General features: G+C 45.3%; 14 protein-coding genes. 11 read left to right on the top strand and 3 right to left on the bottom strand.

Features of this window, described 5'->3' with window-relative positions; genetic code table 11:
* Window positions 1–120: 120 nt before the first annotated feature.
* The 7 genes from htpG (at window position 121) to QM657_RS05840 (ending at window position 9,471) form a co-directional block, all read left to right on the top strand.
* Window positions 121–2,124, top strand: a complete 2,004-nt coding sequence (htpG, locus tag QM657_RS05870) for a molecular chaperone HtpG (protein ID WP_415065644.1) — start codon at window positions 121–123, stop codon at window positions 2,122–2,124.
* A 117-nt stretch (window positions 2,125–2,241) separates the two neighbouring features.
* Window positions 2,242–2,532 (top strand): sulfate transporter, encoded by a 291-nt coding sequence (locus tag QM657_RS05865; RefSeq protein WP_415065643.1) that lies wholly within the window; start codon window positions 2,242–2,244, stop codon window positions 2,530–2,532.
* A 159-nt stretch (window positions 2,533–2,691) separates the two neighbouring features.
* On the top strand, window positions 2,692–3,534 hold the full coding sequence (locus QM657_RS05860) for a DegV family protein (protein ID WP_415065642.1): 843 nt from the start codon (window positions 2,692–2,694) through the stop codon (window positions 3,532–3,534).
* A gap of 249 nt (window positions 3,535–3,783) precedes the next feature.
* The gene (gene licT / locus QM657_RS05855) at window positions 3,784–4,629 is read left to right on the top strand and encodes a BglG family transcription antiterminator LicT (protein WP_415065641.1); all 846 of its coding nucleotides are present in this window, start codon (window positions 3,784–3,786) and stop codon (window positions 4,627–4,629) included.
* A 115-nt stretch (window positions 4,630–4,744) separates the two neighbouring features.
* Window positions 4,745–6,655, top strand: coding sequence for a beta-glucoside-specific PTS transporter subunit IIABC (locus tag QM657_RS05850; protein WP_415065640.1), 1,911 nt, complete (start codon window positions 4,745–4,747; stop codon window positions 6,653–6,655).
* A 35-nt stretch (window positions 6,656–6,690) separates the two neighbouring features.
* A complete protein-coding gene (locus QM657_RS05845; RefSeq protein ID WP_415065639.1) occupies window positions 6,691–8,124 on the top strand; it encodes a 6-phospho-beta-glucosidase in 1,434 nt (477 codons plus the stop codon).
* A 168-nt stretch (window positions 8,125–8,292) separates the two neighbouring features.
* The gene (locus QM657_RS05840) at window positions 8,293–9,471 is read left to right on the top strand and encodes a CapA family protein (protein WP_415065638.1); all 1,179 of its coding nucleotides are present in this window, start codon (window positions 8,293–8,295) and stop codon (window positions 9,469–9,471) included.
* Between the two features lie 2 nt (window positions 9,472–9,473).
* On the opposite strand, the gene QM657_RS05835 is transcribed toward QM657_RS05840, so the two are convergent.
* Window positions 9,474–10,418: a TIGR01212 family radical SAM protein gene (locus QM657_RS05835; RefSeq protein WP_415065678.1), complete on the bottom strand. Its 945-nt coding sequence runs from the start codon at window positions 10,416–10,418 to the stop codon at window positions 9,474–9,476.
* A gap of 150 nt (window positions 10,419–10,568) precedes the next feature.
* Here QM657_RS05835 and QM657_RS05830 point away from each other — a divergent pair, with 150 nt between their 5' ends.
* The 4 genes from QM657_RS05830 (at window position 10,569) to QM657_RS05815 (ending at window position 15,091) form a co-directional block, all read left to right on the top strand.
* Entirely contained in the window at window positions 10,569–11,864 is a 1,296-nt protein-coding gene (locus QM657_RS05830) for a galactokinase (RefSeq protein WP_415065637.1), read from the top strand.
* A gap of 82 nt (window positions 11,865–11,946) precedes the next feature.
* Window positions 11,947–12,594, top strand: a complete 648-nt coding sequence (locus QM657_RS05825; protein ID WP_415065636.1) for an AAA family ATPase — start codon at window positions 11,947–11,949, stop codon at window positions 12,592–12,594.
* Between the two features lie 62 nt (window positions 12,595–12,656).
* Window positions 12,657–14,495, top strand: a complete 1,839-nt coding sequence (locus tag QM657_RS05820) for a diguanylate cyclase domain-containing protein (RefSeq protein WP_415065635.1) — start codon at window positions 12,657–12,659, stop codon at window positions 14,493–14,495.
* A 50-nt stretch (window positions 14,496–14,545) separates the two neighbouring features.
* Complete coding sequence (locus QM657_RS05815; RefSeq protein ID WP_415065634.1) at window positions 14,546–15,091, top strand: glutathione peroxidase; 546 nt, start codon at window positions 14,546–14,548, stop codon at window positions 15,089–15,091.
* Between the two features lie 73 nt (window positions 15,092–15,164).
* Here the strand turns inward: QM657_RS05815 and QM657_RS05810 are convergent, their stop codons facing one another.
* A complete protein-coding gene (locus QM657_RS05810; RefSeq protein WP_415065633.1) occupies window positions 15,165–16,418 on the bottom strand; it encodes a sn-glycerol-1-phosphate dehydrogenase in 1,254 nt (417 codons plus the stop codon).
* Window positions 16,419–16,435: 17 nt separating this feature from the next.
* A complete protein-coding gene (locus tag QM657_RS05805) occupies window positions 16,436–17,080 on the bottom strand; it encodes an HAD family hydrolase (RefSeq protein ID WP_415065632.1) in 645 nt (214 codons plus the stop codon).
* Between the last annotated feature and the right edge of the window lie 76 nt (window positions 17,081–17,156).

Below are 17,156 nucleotides of genomic sequence, written 5' to 3'. Positions count from 1 at the left end.
GACATTTCCATCACAGCGTATTAAAATACTTTTTACAGGCATCATTTTCTCAATGAAGACGGGTTAACCGGGCTTCATTTATGAATTATATAAATAAGAAAACGTAAGGAGTGTTTTGATATGGCAAAGACAGGAAGCTTGACAATCAACAGCGAAAATATTTTCCCGATTATTAAGAAATGGCTGTATTCTGATCATGATATTTTCTACCGGGAGCTGGTTTCCAATGGCTGTGATGCCATTACAAAGCTGAAAAAGCTGGAAATCATGGGAGAGTGGCAGAAGCCAGACGATCTGGAGTTTAAGATTGAGGTCATTACAGACTCCAATGAAAAATCCATTACATTTAAGGACAACGGCCTTGGCATGACCGCAGAAGAGGTGGAAGAGTACATCAACCAGATCGCTTTTTCCGGCGCCCAGGACTTCATTGAAAAATATAAGGACAAGGCCAATGAAGACCAGATCATCGGCCATTTCGGTCTGGGCTTTTATTCCGCATTCATGGTGGCTGACCGGGTTACTATTGATACTCTTTCCTATAAAGAAGGTGCAGTTCCGGTGCACTGGGAGTCTGACGGCGGAACAGAGTATCAGATGGAGGACGGAGACAAGGCTGAATTTGGAACTTCCATCAAGCTGTATTTAAATGAAGAAAGTCTGGAGTTCTGCAACGAATACCGCGCCAAAGAAGTTCTTGACAAATACTGTTCCTTTATGCCGGTAGCCATTTACTTATCCAGTTCTTCTTCTGAGCCTCAGTATGAGACTATTGAAAAGGAAGAGCTGACTGATAAAGACACTGTGGTGGAAACCATTGTGGAAGAGGCAAAGACCGAAGAGAAAGAGAACGAAAACGGGGAGAAGGAAGTTGTAGAGATATCCCCTGCTAAAGAAAAATATAAGATTAAAAAGCGTCCGGTTCCTGTCAATGATACCAATCCTCTGTGGAATAAGCATCCCAATGAATGCACGGAAGAAGAGTATAAAGCCTTCTACCGCAAGGTATTCCAGGATTACAAGGAGCCCCTGTTCTGGATTCATTTAAATATGGATTATCCCTTTAATCTGAAGGGAATCCTTTACTTCCCCAAGCTGAACATGAATTACGACAGCCTGGAAGGAACTATTAAGCTGTATAACAGCCAGGTGTTTATCGCGGATAACATCAAGGAAGTGATTCCTGAATTCCTGATGCTGTTAAAGGGAGTGATCGACTGTCCGGACCTGCCTCTTAACGTGTCCAGAAGCGCCCTTCAAAATGACGGCTTTGTGAAAAAGATTTCCGATTACATCACAAAGAAGGTGGCTGATAAGCTGAACGGAATGTTTAAGACAGACCGTGAAAATTATGAAAAATACTGGGATGATATCAATCCGTTTATCAAGTTCGGCTGCTTAAAGGATGAGAAGTTCGCTGAGAAGATCAATGATGCCCTCATTTTTAAGAATCTGGAAGGCAAATACTTGACCGTTTCCGACTGCCTGGAGGCGAATAAGGAAAAGCACGAAAATAAAATCTTCTATATCACCGATGAAAAAGAGCAGAGCCAGTACATCAACATGTTTAAAGAGGCAGGCCTTGATGCGGTTTATTTAACCCATAACATTGACAATCCTTTTGTGGGATATTTAGAGCAGAAGAATGAGAATGTGAAGTTCTTATGCATTAATTCCGATTTATCTGATACCTTTAAGGAAGAGGTGAGCCAGGAAGATCAGGAGGCCATGAAGGGCGATGTGGAAGCCCTGACTGAATTGTTCCGCAAGGTTTTGGGCAAGGAGCACCTTGAGGTGAAGGTGGAGAAGCTGAAAAATGAAAGCCTGTCCTCCATGATCACCGTGTCAGAGGAATCCCGCCGTATGCAGGAAATGATGAAGATGTACACCATGCCCGGAATGGACCCATCCATGTTCGGAGCAGGAGGAGAAACCCTCGTGCTCAATTACAACAACAAGCTGGTTCAGTATGTGCTGGCAAACAGAGAGGGAGTTCATACCAATTCCATCTGCGAGCAGCTTTACGATCTGGCTGCTTTAAGCCACGGTTCCCTGACTCCTGAGCGGATGACGAAATTCATCGCCAGAAGCAATGAACTGATGTTAGTGATGGCAGAAGCATAAAATCTGTAATCTTTCTATTTCAGGATATCTTTTTTATGGCTTTTGTGTTATATTAAGTACAAGAATTTGAAATAATGTGATCCCGGTCCGGGATCATGCCTACAGGAGGAAACTGGAATGAAAGAAAAAGGGTTGGGAATAAAAAAGATCATGGCAAGACTTCTTCTGGTCCTGATGGTGACCCTGTTTGCAGGTGCTGCTCCGGGAACCCTGCTGGTATCCCATGCAGAGGTGGCTGCGGCTGCAGAGGCTGCTGTTCCGGCGACACAAGGAGTTTTGGAGCATAATACCGTACTCTTTTTGACCGCCTTTTTCGTTGGACTGATTCTGCTGATCATATTTGTGGTCGTTGCAGTGGTGTCTTCGATCATGGTCACTGATGATGTGTTTTATTCTCAGGAAAACTAATCCCGTCAGAGTGATAAGGACCTGTACCTTGGAAAACTGGTACAGGTCCTTTTTTTGAGGTCATCCAATTATTCTATTGACATCTGAGTCTGGTTTCTCTATAATATATGGTAATGAATACTACATGATAAGTTTCGTGTCAGGAGGAAGAGCGGAGATATGAGCTATAAGATTATTGGGGACAGTTGTCTGGACCTTACGGCAGATTTAAGGAAAGATCCCCACTTTCAGATAATCCCCCTCACTTTACAGGTGGGAAACATTCAGGTTGTCGATGATGAGACCTTTGACCAGAAGAGCTTTTTGGAACTGGTGAAAAGCAGCAGTGAGGCTCCTAAGACAGCATGTCCTTCTCCGGAGCTGTTTAAGGAAGCTTATGAATGCGATGAAGACCAGGTATTTGTCATCACCTTATCCGAGCATTTAAGCGGAACGTATAACAGCGCGGTTCTGGGGAAAAAACTCTATGAGGAAGAACACGGAGATAACGGGAAAAAGATTGCAGTGCTGGGGTCTGATTCCGCTTCATCGGGGCAGTTAAATATTGCCCTTTACGTCCAGTCCCTTTGCCAGGCTTCTTTGCCCTTTGAAGAGATCGAAGAAAAGGCCAGGACCTTCATTAAGAATATGAAGACCTACTTTGTGCTGGAGAGTCTGGATACCCTGAGAAAGAACGGGCGTCTGACAGGGCTTCAGGCATTCTTTGCCACGGCTTTAAATATTAAGCCTGTTATGGGAGCTGACTCCGGCGTGATCGTAAAGCTGGATCAGGCCAGAGGAATCAACAAGGCTTTGGGACGGATGGTGGAGCTGGCTCTTAAGGAAGTCAAAGAAACCAGGGATAAGGTTTTGATCATCGCCCACTGCAACAATCCGGAACGGGCAGAGTATGTAAAACAGGAGATGATCCGGCAGGCTGTATTTAAAGATGTGATCATTACAGAAACCGCAGGAGTGGCGACAGTCTATGCCAATGAAGGCGGAATCATTATGACGCTTTAATGAGATTGATTATATTGATCCTTTGCGCAGGCAGGGGATGAATATAATCAATTTTTTTTGCAGGCACTTTCAAATATGCATAATAAATGCTTTACAACTATGGATAAATATGGTAAAATGTATAAAAATTGAGAGTTGACTGGGTGCAACTGTAATTCATTGTGCAGGCATAACTGGTCGTATTTATACACTTGTTCAGGCGAGGTATAAGTATGGCCAGTTTTTTTATTACAGAAAATGGGGAAGTTTATGGTCGTGAAGCAGGTATTGGGAAATAACATAGTCAGTTCATGGGATTTAAATGGGCAGGAAGTCCTCCTCATGGGAAAAGGAATCGGTTTTTCTGCAAAGCCGGGAAGCCCGGTGGATGAATCGAAGGTATCAAAAACCTTCTTTTTAAGGAACCAGGAAATGAACCAGTTCGCAGAGCTGGTAGCGAAGCTTCCGGAAGCACACATCCGCTGTGCCGGAAGGATCATTTCCCATGCAAAGGAAACCCTGGGCAAAAAACTGAATGACAATATTTATATTACTTTGACCGATCACTTAAACTTTGCCATTGAAAGAAAAAAGCAGGGAATTGAGTTTAAAAATGCATTGCTTTGGGAGATTAAGAAATTTTATCATCAGGAGTATGAGATCGGGCTGGAAGCCTTAAGGATCATAAAGGACAGGCTCAGTGTGGAGCTGTCAGAGGATGAGGCCGGATACATTGCCCTGCATCTGGTGAACGCAGAGCTGGACACCAATATGAAGGAATCCACTGAGATTCCTCAGATAATTCAGGATATCTTAAACATTGTCCGTTACCACTTTGGAATTTCCCTCGATGAAGAGACGCTGTCCTATGAACGGTTTGTGACGCATTTAAAATTTTTTGTTCACCGGGCAGTGAGAAAACGGTATTATGGGACAGAAGATATGGATTTTTGCAATATGATCTACCGGCAGTATTCGGAGGCATACCAATGCGCCTTAAAAGTGAATACATATATGGAAAAAAAGATGGATTACCGGCTCACTGATGAGGAGATCATGTACCTGACGGTCCACATCAAGAGGATTATTCAGGAAAATACAGGTGAGCAGGAATAAGGTGTGAGAAATCATTCGGGAGAAGGCCAATCCTGGAATGCATTTATAAAAGCTGCAGGTTTTATTTTATCCGGATAACGAGGTCTGCGGTAAAAAAGCACAAGGAGAATGAGCTATGGCAAGTAAATATGATGGATTAGCGAGAATTATTATCCAGAATGTAGGGGGGAAGTCCAATGTCATCAGTCTGACCCACTGCATCACCAGACTGCGTTTTAAATTAAAGGATGAATCCAAGGCGAATACAGATATTTTAAAGAGCACCGATGGAATCGTCACCGTCATGAAGAGCGGCGGACAGTACCAGGTGGTCATCGGCAACCACGTTCCCGACGTATATGCAGTGGTATGCCAGATCGGTGGATTTGGAGGAGATCAGGGGGATTCGGAAGAAGGGAAATCAGGCAAGCCTCAAAAGCTGTCAGCCGCATTGCTGGATACCATATCCGGCGTGTTCCAGCCGATTTTAAGTGTGCTTATGGCAACCGGACTGATAAAGGGATTTTTGACAATTCTGACTTTTACGGGGCTTCTCTCTCCCACAGACGGAACTTATCAGCTTCTTTTTGCAGTGGGAGACGGATTTTTTTACTATCTGCCTGTGATTCTTGGATATACGTCTGCAAAGAAATTCGGGTTAAATCCCTTTACCGGCATTACCTTAGGCTGCGCCCTGGTATATCCCAAGGTCGTGGCGCTTACATCAAATGAGGTGCTCGATGTCCTGTTTGCAGGCAGCATTTTTGAGTCCAGTGTCTATGCCACGTTTCTGAAAATGCCAGTCATCATGCCCAAAGCCGGTTATCCGTCTTCCGTAGTGCCCATTGTGCTGTCCGTTTATGTGGCATCGAAGATTGAAAAGATGTGGAAGAAAATCATTCCCGATGTGATAAAGAATTTCATGGTTCCTACCATGACTCTTTTGGTGGCGGTTCCCTTAACATTTGTCGCCGTAGGCCCTATCGCAAATTCCATTGCAGCCATCATCGGTTTTCTTACCCAGGCGGCTTACAATGCCAGCCCCATGCTGGAGGGCCTTATCTTAGGCGCAATCTGGCAGGTGCTCGTCATCTTCGGTCTTCATTGGGGACTCATTCCGGTTTATATTAACAATTTGAGCACCCAGGGCTTTGACAGCTTCCTCCAGCCCTATTTTGCAGCTTCTTTCGCCCAGACCGCGGTGGTTCTTGCCATGATGTTAAAGACAAAGGATAAGAACTTAAAAAGCCTCTGTATTCCGGCTTCCATTTCCGGTCTCTTTGGTGTTACGGAGCCGGCTATTTACGGTATTTCTCTTCCCAAGAAAACGCCGTTCATCATTTCCTGTATCGGAGGAGCCATAGGAGGAGCTATTATTGGATTTGGAAACGTAAAGAAATATTCCTCCGGCGCTCTGGGGATTTTCGGGTTTGTGACCTTTATCAATCCGGAAAATAACGATGCCTCCAGCGTTCCATGGGTAGCAGCAGGTGTTATTGCTGCCTGTGCCATAGCCTTTGTCATATGCTTTATGCTGTATCGCGATACAGAAAAGGAAGAGGTAAAAAGCTTAAAACCTGCCAATGCAGGCGTCAGAAAAATAACACTCGTAAGCCCTTTGAAGGGAAAAATCGTGCAGTTGGGTGAGGTGGAAGACGCCGCCTTTTCCTCCGGTGTATTGGGACAGGGAATTGCTGTTTTGCCGGAAGAAGGCGTTTTATATGCGCCGACAGACGGAACGATCACCGCTCTTTTCCCCACAGGCCATGCAATCGGAATGGTGAGCGAGGAGGGGGCAGAGGTGCTGATCCATGTGGGTATGGATACGGTGCAGTTGGAAGGAAAGGGATTTACAGTATTGACTGCGGTGGGTGACCGCGTGAAAAAGGGTCAGGAACTGCTGAAATTTGATCTGGAACTGATTCAGGAAGCCGGATATTCCCTGGTAACACCTGTGCTGGTCTCCAATTCCGCCGCATATACGGATGTGATCGCCACAGACGATGAGCAGGTTCGTGTGGGGGATACGCTGATTACCATACTTTAAGAACATAAACGGCATTGTGATTGAGAGAAGAAAGGATGAGAAAGATGAGAGAAAACTTTTTGTGGGGAGGGGCAACTGCCGCCAATCAGTGTGAAGGGGGCTGGAAGGAAGGAAACCGCGGGATGGGAAGCGTGGATGTGATTCCGTGGGGAGAAAGCCGTTTTCCTGTTATGCTGGGAAACATGGACTACAGGCAGCTTCCGGAAGATTCCTATTACCCTTCCAGAGAAGCCATTGATATGTACGGCCGTTATAGGGAAGATATCGCCTTATTTGCAGAAATGGGCTTTAAATGCTACCGTTTTTCCTTTTCCTGGTCCCGTATTTTCCCGACAGGTGAGGAAGATACACCGAATGAAGAAGGGCTGAAGTTCTATGAGGACTTCATTGATGAGCTTTTGAAATATGGGATTGAACCGGTTGTAACCATCTGTCATTTCGATGTGCCTCTGGCCCTGGTTGAAAAGTACGGTTCCTGGAAGAACCGGAAGGTCATTGACTGTTTTATGAAGTACTGTGAAGCGATTTTTAACCGTTTCCGGGATAAGGTGACGTACTGGATCACATTTAATGAAATCAATATGCTTCTTCATGCCCCCTTTATGGGAGCCGGAATCCTTTTTGAAGAGGGAGAGGATAAGAGGCAGGTGAAATATCAGGCGGCCCATAATGAGCTGGTGGCCTCTGCCATGGCAACCGGACTGGGTCACCGAATCAATCCGGATTTCAAATTTGGCTGTATGCTGGCTGCGGGAAACTTCTATCCCTATAGCTGCAATCCTGAGGATGTCTGGGAAAGCCTGGGAAAAGACCGGGAAAATTATTTCTTTATCGATGTGCAGGCCAGGGGAGAATATCCCGCTTATGCTAAGAAGATGTTTGAAAGGGAGGGCATAACCCTTGAGACCGGAGCTGATGATGATAAGATTTTAAAGGAAAACACGGTGGACTTCATATCTTTCAGCTATTATTCTTCCCGGTGTGCCAGCACATCAGAGGAAGTCATCGCAAAATCCACATCAGGCAATGTGGTGAAGACCATCCGCAACCCTTATTTAAAGGCGTCGGAATGGGGCTGGCAGATCGATCCTCTTGGGCTTAGAATCACTTTGAATATCTTATATGACCGGTATCAGAAGCCGCTGTTTATCGTGGAAAACGGCCTCGGTGCGGTGGATCAGGTGGAAGAGGATGGAAGCATTTCCGATGACTACCGGATCGCATATCTGGAGGACCATATCAGGGAAATGATGAAAGCCGTGGATGTGGATGGCGTAGACTTACTTGGATATACCCCCTGGGGCTGTATTGACTTAGTCAGCGCTTCCACTGGAGAGATGAAGAAACGGTACGGCTTTATATACGTGGATAAGGACAACCAGGGAGACGGAACCTTAAACCGCAGCAGGAAAAAATCTTTTGAGTGGTATAAAAATGTCATTGCCACCAATGGCGGAATTTTAAAATAAAAGAAATCCAATGGAAGGAATTCTGATTTCTGCAAGAGAATTGATGACGGTTTGACAAATAATGGGAACCATTGTAAGATAAAGAATGAAAACAAATTTCCAGGTATGTGGAAAATGTAATGAAAAATGAAAACCCATGTTAAAGTTATCAACAATCAGGAGAGATTTATGAAGAAAACCGGTGGATTAATGAAAATTCTGGTTTTTCTTCCCCTGTTGCTGCTTATTTTTCTCATCGGATGGGTGGGGAGCAGTGAGTGGAAGGGAAACCAGGGGGGAAAAGAAACGACAGGCCAGGAAATCCCTGGGGAAACCCTGGCAGTGACCAGGGAAGAGACTCAAGGAGAAACAGAGGTTCTCACACTTGATACAGAGACATCTGAGGCGGAAACAGAACAGGCTTTGCCCGTTCAACTGCTTTTTGCAGGGGATGTATTACTTTCTTCTCATGTAACTAATGCCTATGATAAGGCAGGAGGTATGAATGGAGTTCTGGATGACGGTTTTCGGGGAGAAATCAGCCGGGCAGACATCTTTATGGTCAATCAGGAGTTCCCTTTCAGCGACAGGGGATCGGCGGCACCGGATAAACAGTTCACCTTCCGGCTGCCTCCTTCCAGAGTTTCCATGATGAATGAGCTGGAAGTTGATATTGTGACTCTGGCTAATAATCATTCTCTGGACTTTGGAACCGATGCTCTTGTGGATACGTGCAGCGTGTTAGATGCAGCAGGAATCCGGTACGCAGGCGCAGGCCCTGATATGGACCGGGCCAGACAGCTGCAGACCATGGAAGTGAAAGGAAAGACCATAGGATTTCTGGCGGCCTCCAGAGTTTATCCGGACCCGGCGTGGGTGGCTAACAGCAAAAAGCCCGGCATGGTGAGCGGATATGATCCCACCATACTGCTGGAGGAAATTGAGAAAGCAGAGGGGATCTGCGATTATCTCGTTGTTTACCTTCATTGGGGAATTGAGAGGGATGAGAAGCCCCAGGAATACCAGCGAGCCTTGGGAAAGAAGATGATTGACGCAGGCGCAGACCTGGTAATAGGAAGCCATCCCCATGTGCTGCAGGGAATTGAGTATTACAACGGAAAGCCTATTTGCTACAGCCTCGGAAACTTCATATTTGGAAGCAGCATTCCAAAGACAGCTCTTTTGCGGGCTGAAGTGGACTTTGAACAGGGAACCACGGCTTTATCCCTGATTCCCGGAACTTCTGAAAAGGGCTATACCAGAAAGCTGGAACAGCCGGAGGAAATACGGAAGTTCTATCAGTATTTCCAGGGAATATCCTTTGGCATTGAAGTGGATGAAAACGGTATGGTATATCATAGAGAATAAAATCAGACGAGGTATCTGTCACCCTGGCAGATGCCTCGTTCTTTTAAACGCTTTGACAGGGTATTTAAGACCAGTTTTTTGTTGCTGCTCCATAGGGGTGCTAAAAGCATGTTCTTAGGGCCGTCTCCGCTGATCCGGTGAACGACTGTTTCCGGCGCAAGCAGGGCGATGCAGTCAATGACCAGATCTGTGTATTCCTCCAGGGAATAGACGGGAACCAGCCCTTTTTGGTATTCCTCTGCCAGATCGGTGTGCTCCAGAATATGAAGAAGCTGAAGCTTGATCCCATCGATGCCATGTTTCCCCAGATGAGCCAGATATTCCACGGTTTCTAAGACCATGTCTCTGGTTTCTCCGGGAAGGCCCAGGATGACATGGGCGATGACGGTGAGTCCGGCTTCTTTTAAATTTTTATAAGCGTCCTCAAAAACGGAAAGGGGATAGCCCCTGCGGATATAATCAGCGGTGGACTGGTGGATGGTCTGTAAGCCCAGCTCCACCCAGACCGGCTTGATCCGGTTTAACTCTTTTAATAGAAGGAGGACATCAGGAGGAAGGCAGTCCGGGCGGGTGGCAATGGAGAGAATTGCCACGTCAGGCTGGCTGATCACGCCGGTGAACAATTCCTTCAAATAGGAAACCGGGGCATAGGTGTTGGTATAGGATTGGAAGTAAGCGATAAAACGGCAGTTTTCGTCCTTTATCTTGCTTTGAACACGCATTCTTGCGGACTGGAGCTGTTCTGCCACAGAGCGGTCCGGTGACAGGGCTTCGGCAAATTCTCCCGATCCGCCGCCGCTGCAGAAAATACAGCCTCCCTCTCCCAAGGTTCCATCCCGGTTTGGGCAGGTCATGCCTCCGTCAAGAGCCAGCTTATAAACCTTATGTCCGTATTGTTTTTTCATCTCATAGTCAAGAGAGTGGTAAGGCTTCTCGTTCCAGAACATGATTTTCTCCCTGTTTTTTGATTGTTTCATTATACGAAAGCCTTGTCCCGGCTGTCAAATGAAAAATTATATTATATATTGTGGAATCTTCAGAATTTGTGATATACTTCCTATAGCAGTAATGAAAGAAAGAGAAAAGGAGCATGTATCATGAAAGGAAATGACATCATCCGTTTACTGGAATCTGAAAAATCCCTAAGCCTTCTGGCTGCTTTATATGGGGAAGAAGCTGTTAAGGAAAATGTAGAACGTTATCAGAACCTTGTTATAAATTTTCATAAGGAATTTCCTGAGGAAGAGGTGGTATTGTTTTCCTCTCCCGGACGTACGGAAATCAGCGGAAACCATACGGATCACAACCACGGAAAGGTGCTGGCAGGCAGCATCAACCTGGACTGTGTGGGTGCGGCAGCAAAAAATAACAGCAGGAAAGTTAACATCATCAGCGAAACCTTTCATCAGAGCTTTCTCGTGGATTTAGATGATCTGGCTCCAAGTGATAAAAAGTCAGGAACCGTTGATCTGGTAAAAGGGCTTTTAAAGGGCTTTTTGGAAGCCGGTTATGAGATCGGAGGCTTTAACGCATATGTGACCAGCAGCGTGATCAGCGCCGCAGGGGTCAGCTCCTCCGCTTCCTTTGAGATGCTTTTATGCTCCATTTTAAATACATTTTTTAACGGCGGGCGCATGGATACGGTAGCTTATGCCCATATTGGAAAGTATGCTGAAAATATGTACTGGGACAAGGCTTCCGGACTTTTGGACCAGATGGCCTGCGCGGTGGGCGGACTGATCACCATTGACTTTAAGGACCCGGCATCTCCGGTGGTGGAACAGATTGATTTTGATTTCGCTTCCCAGAAACACAGCCTGATCATTGTCAATACAGGAAAGGGCCATGCGGATTTAAGCGCGGATTATTCTTCTGTTCCGGAGGAAATGAAAAAGGTTGCAGAATTTTTTGGAAAAGAGGTCTGCGCCCAGATCACCGAGCAGGAGGTTATTGATAACTTAAGCAAGGTCAGGGAATTTGCAGGGGACCGTTCCGTTCTTCGTGCCCTTCATTTCTTTGAGGAAAATAAAAGGGTGGAGGCAGAAGTGGCTGCCCTAAAGGAAAACCGGTTTGAGGACTTTTTAAAGAACATCACAGCTTCCGGAAATTCTTCCTGGAAATGGCTGCAAAACTGTTTTACCAACACCAGTTATCAGGAACAGGGAATTTCCGTTGCCCTGGCTCTGACGGAATTATTCTTAGAGGAAAAAGGAAAGGGTGCATGCAGAATCCACGGCGGAGGATTTGCAGGCGTTATCATGACGCTGCTGCCGGAGGAACTGACGGGGGAATACATTTCTTACATAGAAAAGGCACTGGGAAAGGGCAATGCTTACCGTATGAGCATCAGGCCTTACGGAGCCATCTGCTTTAGTGAACTGGTGAATCAATAATAATTGTAAAACTGTTCCAAATGGGGTAAAATAAAGATAAGAAATGATGAGCAGAAAAATGCAGAAAAAGGAGAGAAGTATCATGAGCGAGAAGAAAAATCTGGTCATTGCAATTGGACGTCAGTACGGCAGCGGAGGCCGTCTGGTGGGAAAGGCACTTGCTGAAGAATTAGGGATTCATTTTTATGATGAGGAAATTCTGACCATTACCTCAGAGCAGAGCGCAGTTGGGGAGGTATTTTTCCGCCTTGCCGATGAAAAGGCAGGAGGCAATTTGCTTTATAAGATCGTAAGCGGCTTAAAGCCACAGCTTGGAAAGCCTTCCATGGATGCGGACATTGTAAAGCCGGAAAATTTATTCCGGTTTCAGTCCCAGGTCATCCGGGAGCTGGCAGCCCAGGAATCCTGTATCATAGCAGGCAGGTGTGCGGATTATATTTTGAGCCGTGACGATGTGGATTGTCCGGGGCTGATCAAGATATTTGTCTATGCGGACAATGAGACTTTGATCAGACGGACCATGGAAGTTGACAAATTGGATGAAAAAGAGGCTTCCAGGCGGGTAAAGAAGATTAACCGGGAGCGGAAAGAGTACTACCGTTATTACACAGGAAATGACTGGGAGGATTGGGATAATTATGACCTGATCATCAATACCGGAAGCATTGACTTAGAACAGACGGCAAGGCTTATTAAGGATTATGTTAAATTGAGAGGAATTGAGTTTTAGAGGTTAATGAAATCATACCGCCTGCCTTTGGAGCTATTAACCTTGAGAATGGAGATCAATAGATGAGGCAAGGAAAGAAATCCAGGCTGGCATATGTGATTTTGAGTTTAATTGGGCTGTTTATTTTGATTGCCGGTTCCTTCGCCATATTGAGGGAACAGTATAAACGCCTGAATCAGGAGCTCAGCCGGTTTATTTACGAAAGCCTGTCTTCCTATACGGAGGCCAGGCAGTATGGGATCGGCGAGCTGGCAGAAGACATTGACAGAATACTGTCCGGGCTGGCGGAAGCTGCAGAGTCTGCCGGCCTGTCAGCACAAAATGGAAAGGTTCAGGTTTATCTGGATCAGTTCAACAAAAGAAATGACGATTATCAGGTCTACTACCAGGAGATTTCACAGCTTCTGGAATGGGGAGTCATGAAAGATGCCCCTCAATTGCAGGAACGGCTTTTAAAGGGAATGGGAGGCATTTCTGATATACTGGGTTCAGAGGAATCGGGAGAAAAGAAGTTCTTCTTTGCGGCGGAGCCGGTCAGGGAAGAGGGAAACGTGACAGGAGTCTTTTTCCTGAAAGTGGATGCCGAAACCCTTATCAGCAGCCGGATGGAGAGCACGCCTTTTAAGCGGATTCATTCTCTCATTGTAAAGCCGGACGGAAGCATCCTGTACGGAAACAGCAGCTTTTATGAAAGCAGCGGGAACCTCTTTTCTTCCATCGGAACCAATGGGATTGAAGGGCAGTATGCCGAGGAGATAAAAGACAAGTTTGAGAAACAGGAGCCCTTTACAATTTCCTTTCAAGGACAGGAGAATGTCTACTATATATCCTCCTGTCCTTTGGGAATCAACCAGTGGAATCTTGTGAATTTTGTCCGGTCCCCTGACGTATTGATCCAGTCTGAACTGATTTTTGATTCTCTTTTTCGGACAGGTGCCCTGCTGGTTACCCTGACGCTTACGATCTGCACTGCCATTGCCCTTGGTTTTGTCCGGCAGAAGCAGAGGCTTCAAATGGAAGAACAGCGGTATGCGGTCCTTTCCCAGTTCACCGATACAATTCTCTTTGAATACGATTACGTTTCCGATACTGTGGAGTTCACTTCCAATGCCAGGAATAAACTGAAGCTGGACGACCTCACCATAACCGGAGTGATCAATCAGGGGCGGGGCAGCCAGCTCATTCATCCGGATGACTGGAGGAACCGGGGCAGTATTCAACTGGCCTGGAAGGCCTGGGGGAAGGATGAGATGCTCCACCGCCGTATCCGTCTGAAGTCCGTGTCAGGAGAATACCGGTGGTTTAACTGCCAGTTTCGGATTTTAAAGGATTCTTCAGGCCGCCATTGCCGTCTGGTGGGAAAGCTGGAGGATATTATGGAACAGCTTGGAAGAGAGGAACGCCTGAAAAATGAAGCCCGGAGAGACTTGCTGACAGGCATGTATAACCGGTTTGGAAAGCGCCTCATCGAGAAGGAGCTGGCTTCCCGGAAAAAGGGACTGTTCATCATGATTGATCTGGACAATTTTAAGGAGATCAATGACACCTACGGCCATGTGGCGGGGGATACAGCCCTGACCTGTGTGGCCGGAGATTTGAAACGGCTTTTCGGTGAAACCGGAGTGGTTGCCAGAATGGGAGGAGACGAGTTTGTGGTGTTCGTCCCAGAGGAATGGGATACCGAACGGATTGAGAACGCCGCAAAGGCCATTATAGAGGCTTTCCGCAACATCGAGTCAGAGGAATTCCCTGAAATCACGATTTCCGCCAGCATCGGAATTGCGGTTGCACCAAAGGATGGAGTCACCTACGGAGAGCTGTATCACGCTTCTGATAAAGCTATGTACTGGGTAAAGAATAATTCCAAAAAGGGATATGCCTTTTACCAGGATTCCAAGTGATTATCCTATAAAAACAGTAATTTTTATCACACATAAAGGAGGTACTGAATATGTCTGTTTATGATTTTAAGGTAAAGACAATGGAGGGCAGTGAAAAGAATCTGTCCGATTATTCCGGAAAGGTGCTGCTGATCGTAAATACTGCTACAGAATGCGGTTTTACACCTCAGTATGCGGATCTTCAGGCCATATATGAGGCCCACAGAGACGAGGGGCTTGAAATCCTTGATTTCCCCTGCAACCAGTTCGGAGATCAGGCGCCGGGGGCTGACGAGGAGATTCATACCTTCTGCACCGGACGCTTTGGAGTGACCTTCCCTCAGTTTTCCAAGATTGAGGTAAACGGAGGCCAGGCCATCCCGCTGTATCAGTATCTGGTTAAGCAAAAGGGCTTTGCCGGGTTTGATCCGGCCCATAAGATCACCTCTATCCTGGAAGGAATTTTAGAAAAGTCCCATCCGGATTACAAAAATGAACCTGACATCAAATGGAACTTCACCAAATTCCTGGTGGACCGTCAGGGGAATGTGGTGGAACGCTTTGAACCTACTGCGGATATGAAGATGGTGGAAGAAAAAATAAAAGAACTGCTGTAAAATACAACAGGAGGCAGCCGGAACAGCCGGATGCCTCCTGTTTTTTACTTAAATATTTCTCGGTACATAATGCCTATGATTCTATTAATAGCTTCGATAATCTCATCATGGTCAGCCGTCGTTTTATATAGGGGCTTAACTCTAAAGAAAGAATGCGAATGTTTTCGGATAGTCCAATTTGTTCTAAGCTGACAGGGCATTTAACATCTTCCAGCTTCTTCTTAACGGATTCACAGTCTGGCAGCTCTTCCAATATTTTTACGATTTCTCCGCGAAACTGCCGAAAACGGCTTATGACAACCGGAGACAGTATATTTTCGCCGTTTTCAGAAATTATCATGGTATAGAGTCCGGAGGGGCTGAAATATTTTTTTAAAAGATCATATTCAAACTCATAAGTATCTGGCAGCGTAAATGCATTTGCCTTTAAGATGGATTGCAGTGATTTATATTTTTCCAGGCAAAGGATCAGGCCCACCGAAACTTTTTCTCCATGCAGGGCATCGATATGCGGGTTGATTACGTTCATTTCCCATAAGTGAGACAAATGATGTTCTGCTCCGGAAGCTGGCCGTGAATTGCCCAGCATTTGCATGGCCATGCCGGACAGCAATAAGGCATACATCAACTGCTCCAGGCTTTCTTTGCTGCCGTTTCTTATAGCAACGGCAGAATTTTCAGCTTGTTTTACGGCCTCAAAAACCAAATCATGTATTTCCTGACAAAAGGGTTCAGAGGATACCAGGTCTGATATCTTCCAGTCAGCCAGTGCAGTGTATTTTCCTAATAAATCAGCAAACCCCGATGCTGTCAGCCGGTAAGGGGCATTGGCGAATATGTTTGTATCTGCAATTACATAGAGCGGTGACTGAGCCTGGAATGTTTTCTTTAATCCAAACCATGTCATTGCGGCGCCTGTCGATAAAAAACCGTCAACACTGGCAGCAGTGGGATAAGATAGAAACGGTATGGAAAGCTGATTGCTGACATACCGTGTTAAGTCATGAATCGTTCCGCTGCCTACAGCGACTAAAAGATCAGGCTGATTTACTAAAAGATTGTTGATTGTATCTACATTGTTATTATCTGCAATGATACAGTCATCTGTTAATTCGATTACCGGATATAGGTCAAAGAATGGGGCAAGAGCCTGCTCTGTGGCTTTCCTGGTATTTTTATCACAGATGAAAACAGGAGATTCATAATTCTTTAAAATCTTCGGTAAATATTTTGTTGCATTCTCTTCAATATAAATATTTCTCACCTGAACATGGTGCGTCATACCGCAGGAACACGGCTTGGAAAATTGATTCATATCGATTTCCATGGTTTGTTTCCCTTCTTTCAGTTAAATGACGGATTCATGGACAAGCTCAAAAGCTGTGAAATTTCAGTGATTTTTAAATAACAACTGTTTACTTCTCCGTATCCATAGGAAGCATGAATGAAAGGTATACCGGCCTTTGCTGCGGCTTCACAGTCTCCCATGGTATCGCCTATATAAAAGGCGTCTTTAATGTTGTTGCGTTTCATTAAGCTGACAATATTATCTGCTTTACATTTTCCCGTATTACCAAAGCATTCAATATCTGTTACAAGGTCTTTTAAATTATATTTGTCTATAAAAAGTTCGATGTATCCGGATTGGCAGTTGCTTACGATATAAATATTATTTCTTTCACTAAGAGCTCTGAGTGTTTCCAGCACATGAGGATAGATGATACGGTTCGCAGTAAGCTGCAAATCCCGTTCCTGACTGAGAAGGCATTTTTCAATCAGTTCATCCCTGGTGCTTTTTTCGAATTCTGAAAAGATATTATCAGCAATTGTTGAAATTGTTTTGCCAAATTCTTTTTTTAATAAATCAGAGGTGATCTCTTTTGTGTAACGCCCGTCAGCGCTCAATGTTTTATTCCAAGATGTAGCAATTATAGTTGTTGCATCCCATAGAGTGCCGTCTAAATCAAAAATAAAATGTTGATTGTTCATACATTTTCCTTTCCTTTTCCTGATAATGAGATTATAATAAATAAAGATATCCGTTTAGTCAAGAAGTGGCGTTAAT

It is taken from the genome of Lacrimispora sp., assembly GCF_047605665.1.
Taxonomy (GTDB): Bacteria; Bacillota; Clostridia; order Lachnospirales; family Lachnospiraceae; genus Lacrimispora.
This window is presented reverse-complemented; position numbering and strand designations above follow the sequence as displayed.

What these genes read in the sequence shown, in the direction of transcription:
- QM657_RS05815 (WP_415065634.1), top strand. Translation starts at nt 14,546, where the DNA reads ATGTCTGTTTATGATTTTAAGGTAAAGACAATGGAGGGCAGTGAAAAG.
- QM657_RS05845 (WP_415065639.1), top strand. Translation starts at nt 6,691, where the DNA reads ATGAGAAAGATGAGAGAAAACTTTTTGTGGGGAGGGGCAACTGCCGCC.
- QM657_RS05805 (WP_415065632.1), bottom strand. Translation starts at nt 17,080, where the DNA reads ATGAACAATCAACATTTTATTTTTGATTTAGACGGCACTCTATGGGAT.
- htpG (WP_415065644.1), top strand. Translation starts at nt 121, where the DNA reads ATGGCAAAGACAGGAAGCTTGACAATCAACAGCGAAAATATTTTCCCG.
- QM657_RS05830 (WP_415065637.1), top strand. Translation starts at nt 10,569, where the DNA reads ATGAAAGGAAATGACATCATCCGTTTACTGGAATCTGAAAAATCCCTA.
- QM657_RS05840 (WP_415065638.1), top strand. Translation starts at nt 8,293, where the DNA reads ATGAAGAAAACCGGTGGATTAATGAAAATTCTGGTTTTTCTTCCCCTG.
- QM657_RS05835 (WP_415065678.1), bottom strand. Translation starts at nt 10,418, where the DNA reads ATGTTCTGGAACGAGAAGCCTTACCACTCTCTTGACTATGAGATGAAA.
- QM657_RS05850 (WP_415065640.1), top strand. Translation starts at nt 4,745, where the DNA reads ATGGCAAGTAAATATGATGGATTAGCGAGAATTATTATCCAGAATGTA.
- QM657_RS05820 (WP_415065635.1), top strand. Translation starts at nt 12,657, where the DNA reads ATGAGGCAAGGAAAGAAATCCAGGCTGGCATATGTGATTTTGAGTTTA.
- QM657_RS05865 (WP_415065643.1), top strand. Translation starts at nt 2,242, where the DNA reads ATGAAAGAAAAAGGGTTGGGAATAAAAAAGATCATGGCAAGACTTCTT.
- QM657_RS05860 (WP_415065642.1), top strand. Translation starts at nt 2,692, where the DNA reads ATGAGCTATAAGATTATTGGGGACAGTTGTCTGGACCTTACGGCAGAT.
- QM657_RS05810 (WP_415065633.1), bottom strand. Translation starts at nt 16,418, where the DNA reads ATGGAAATCGATATGAATCAATTTTCCAAGCCGTGTTCCTGCGGTATG.
- QM657_RS05825 (WP_415065636.1), top strand. Translation starts at nt 11,947, where the DNA reads ATGAGCGAGAAGAAAAATCTGGTCATTGCAATTGGACGTCAGTACGGC.
- licT (WP_415065641.1), top strand. Translation starts at nt 3,784, where the DNA reads ATGGTCGTGAAGCAGGTATTGGGAAATAACATAGTCAGTTCATGGGAT.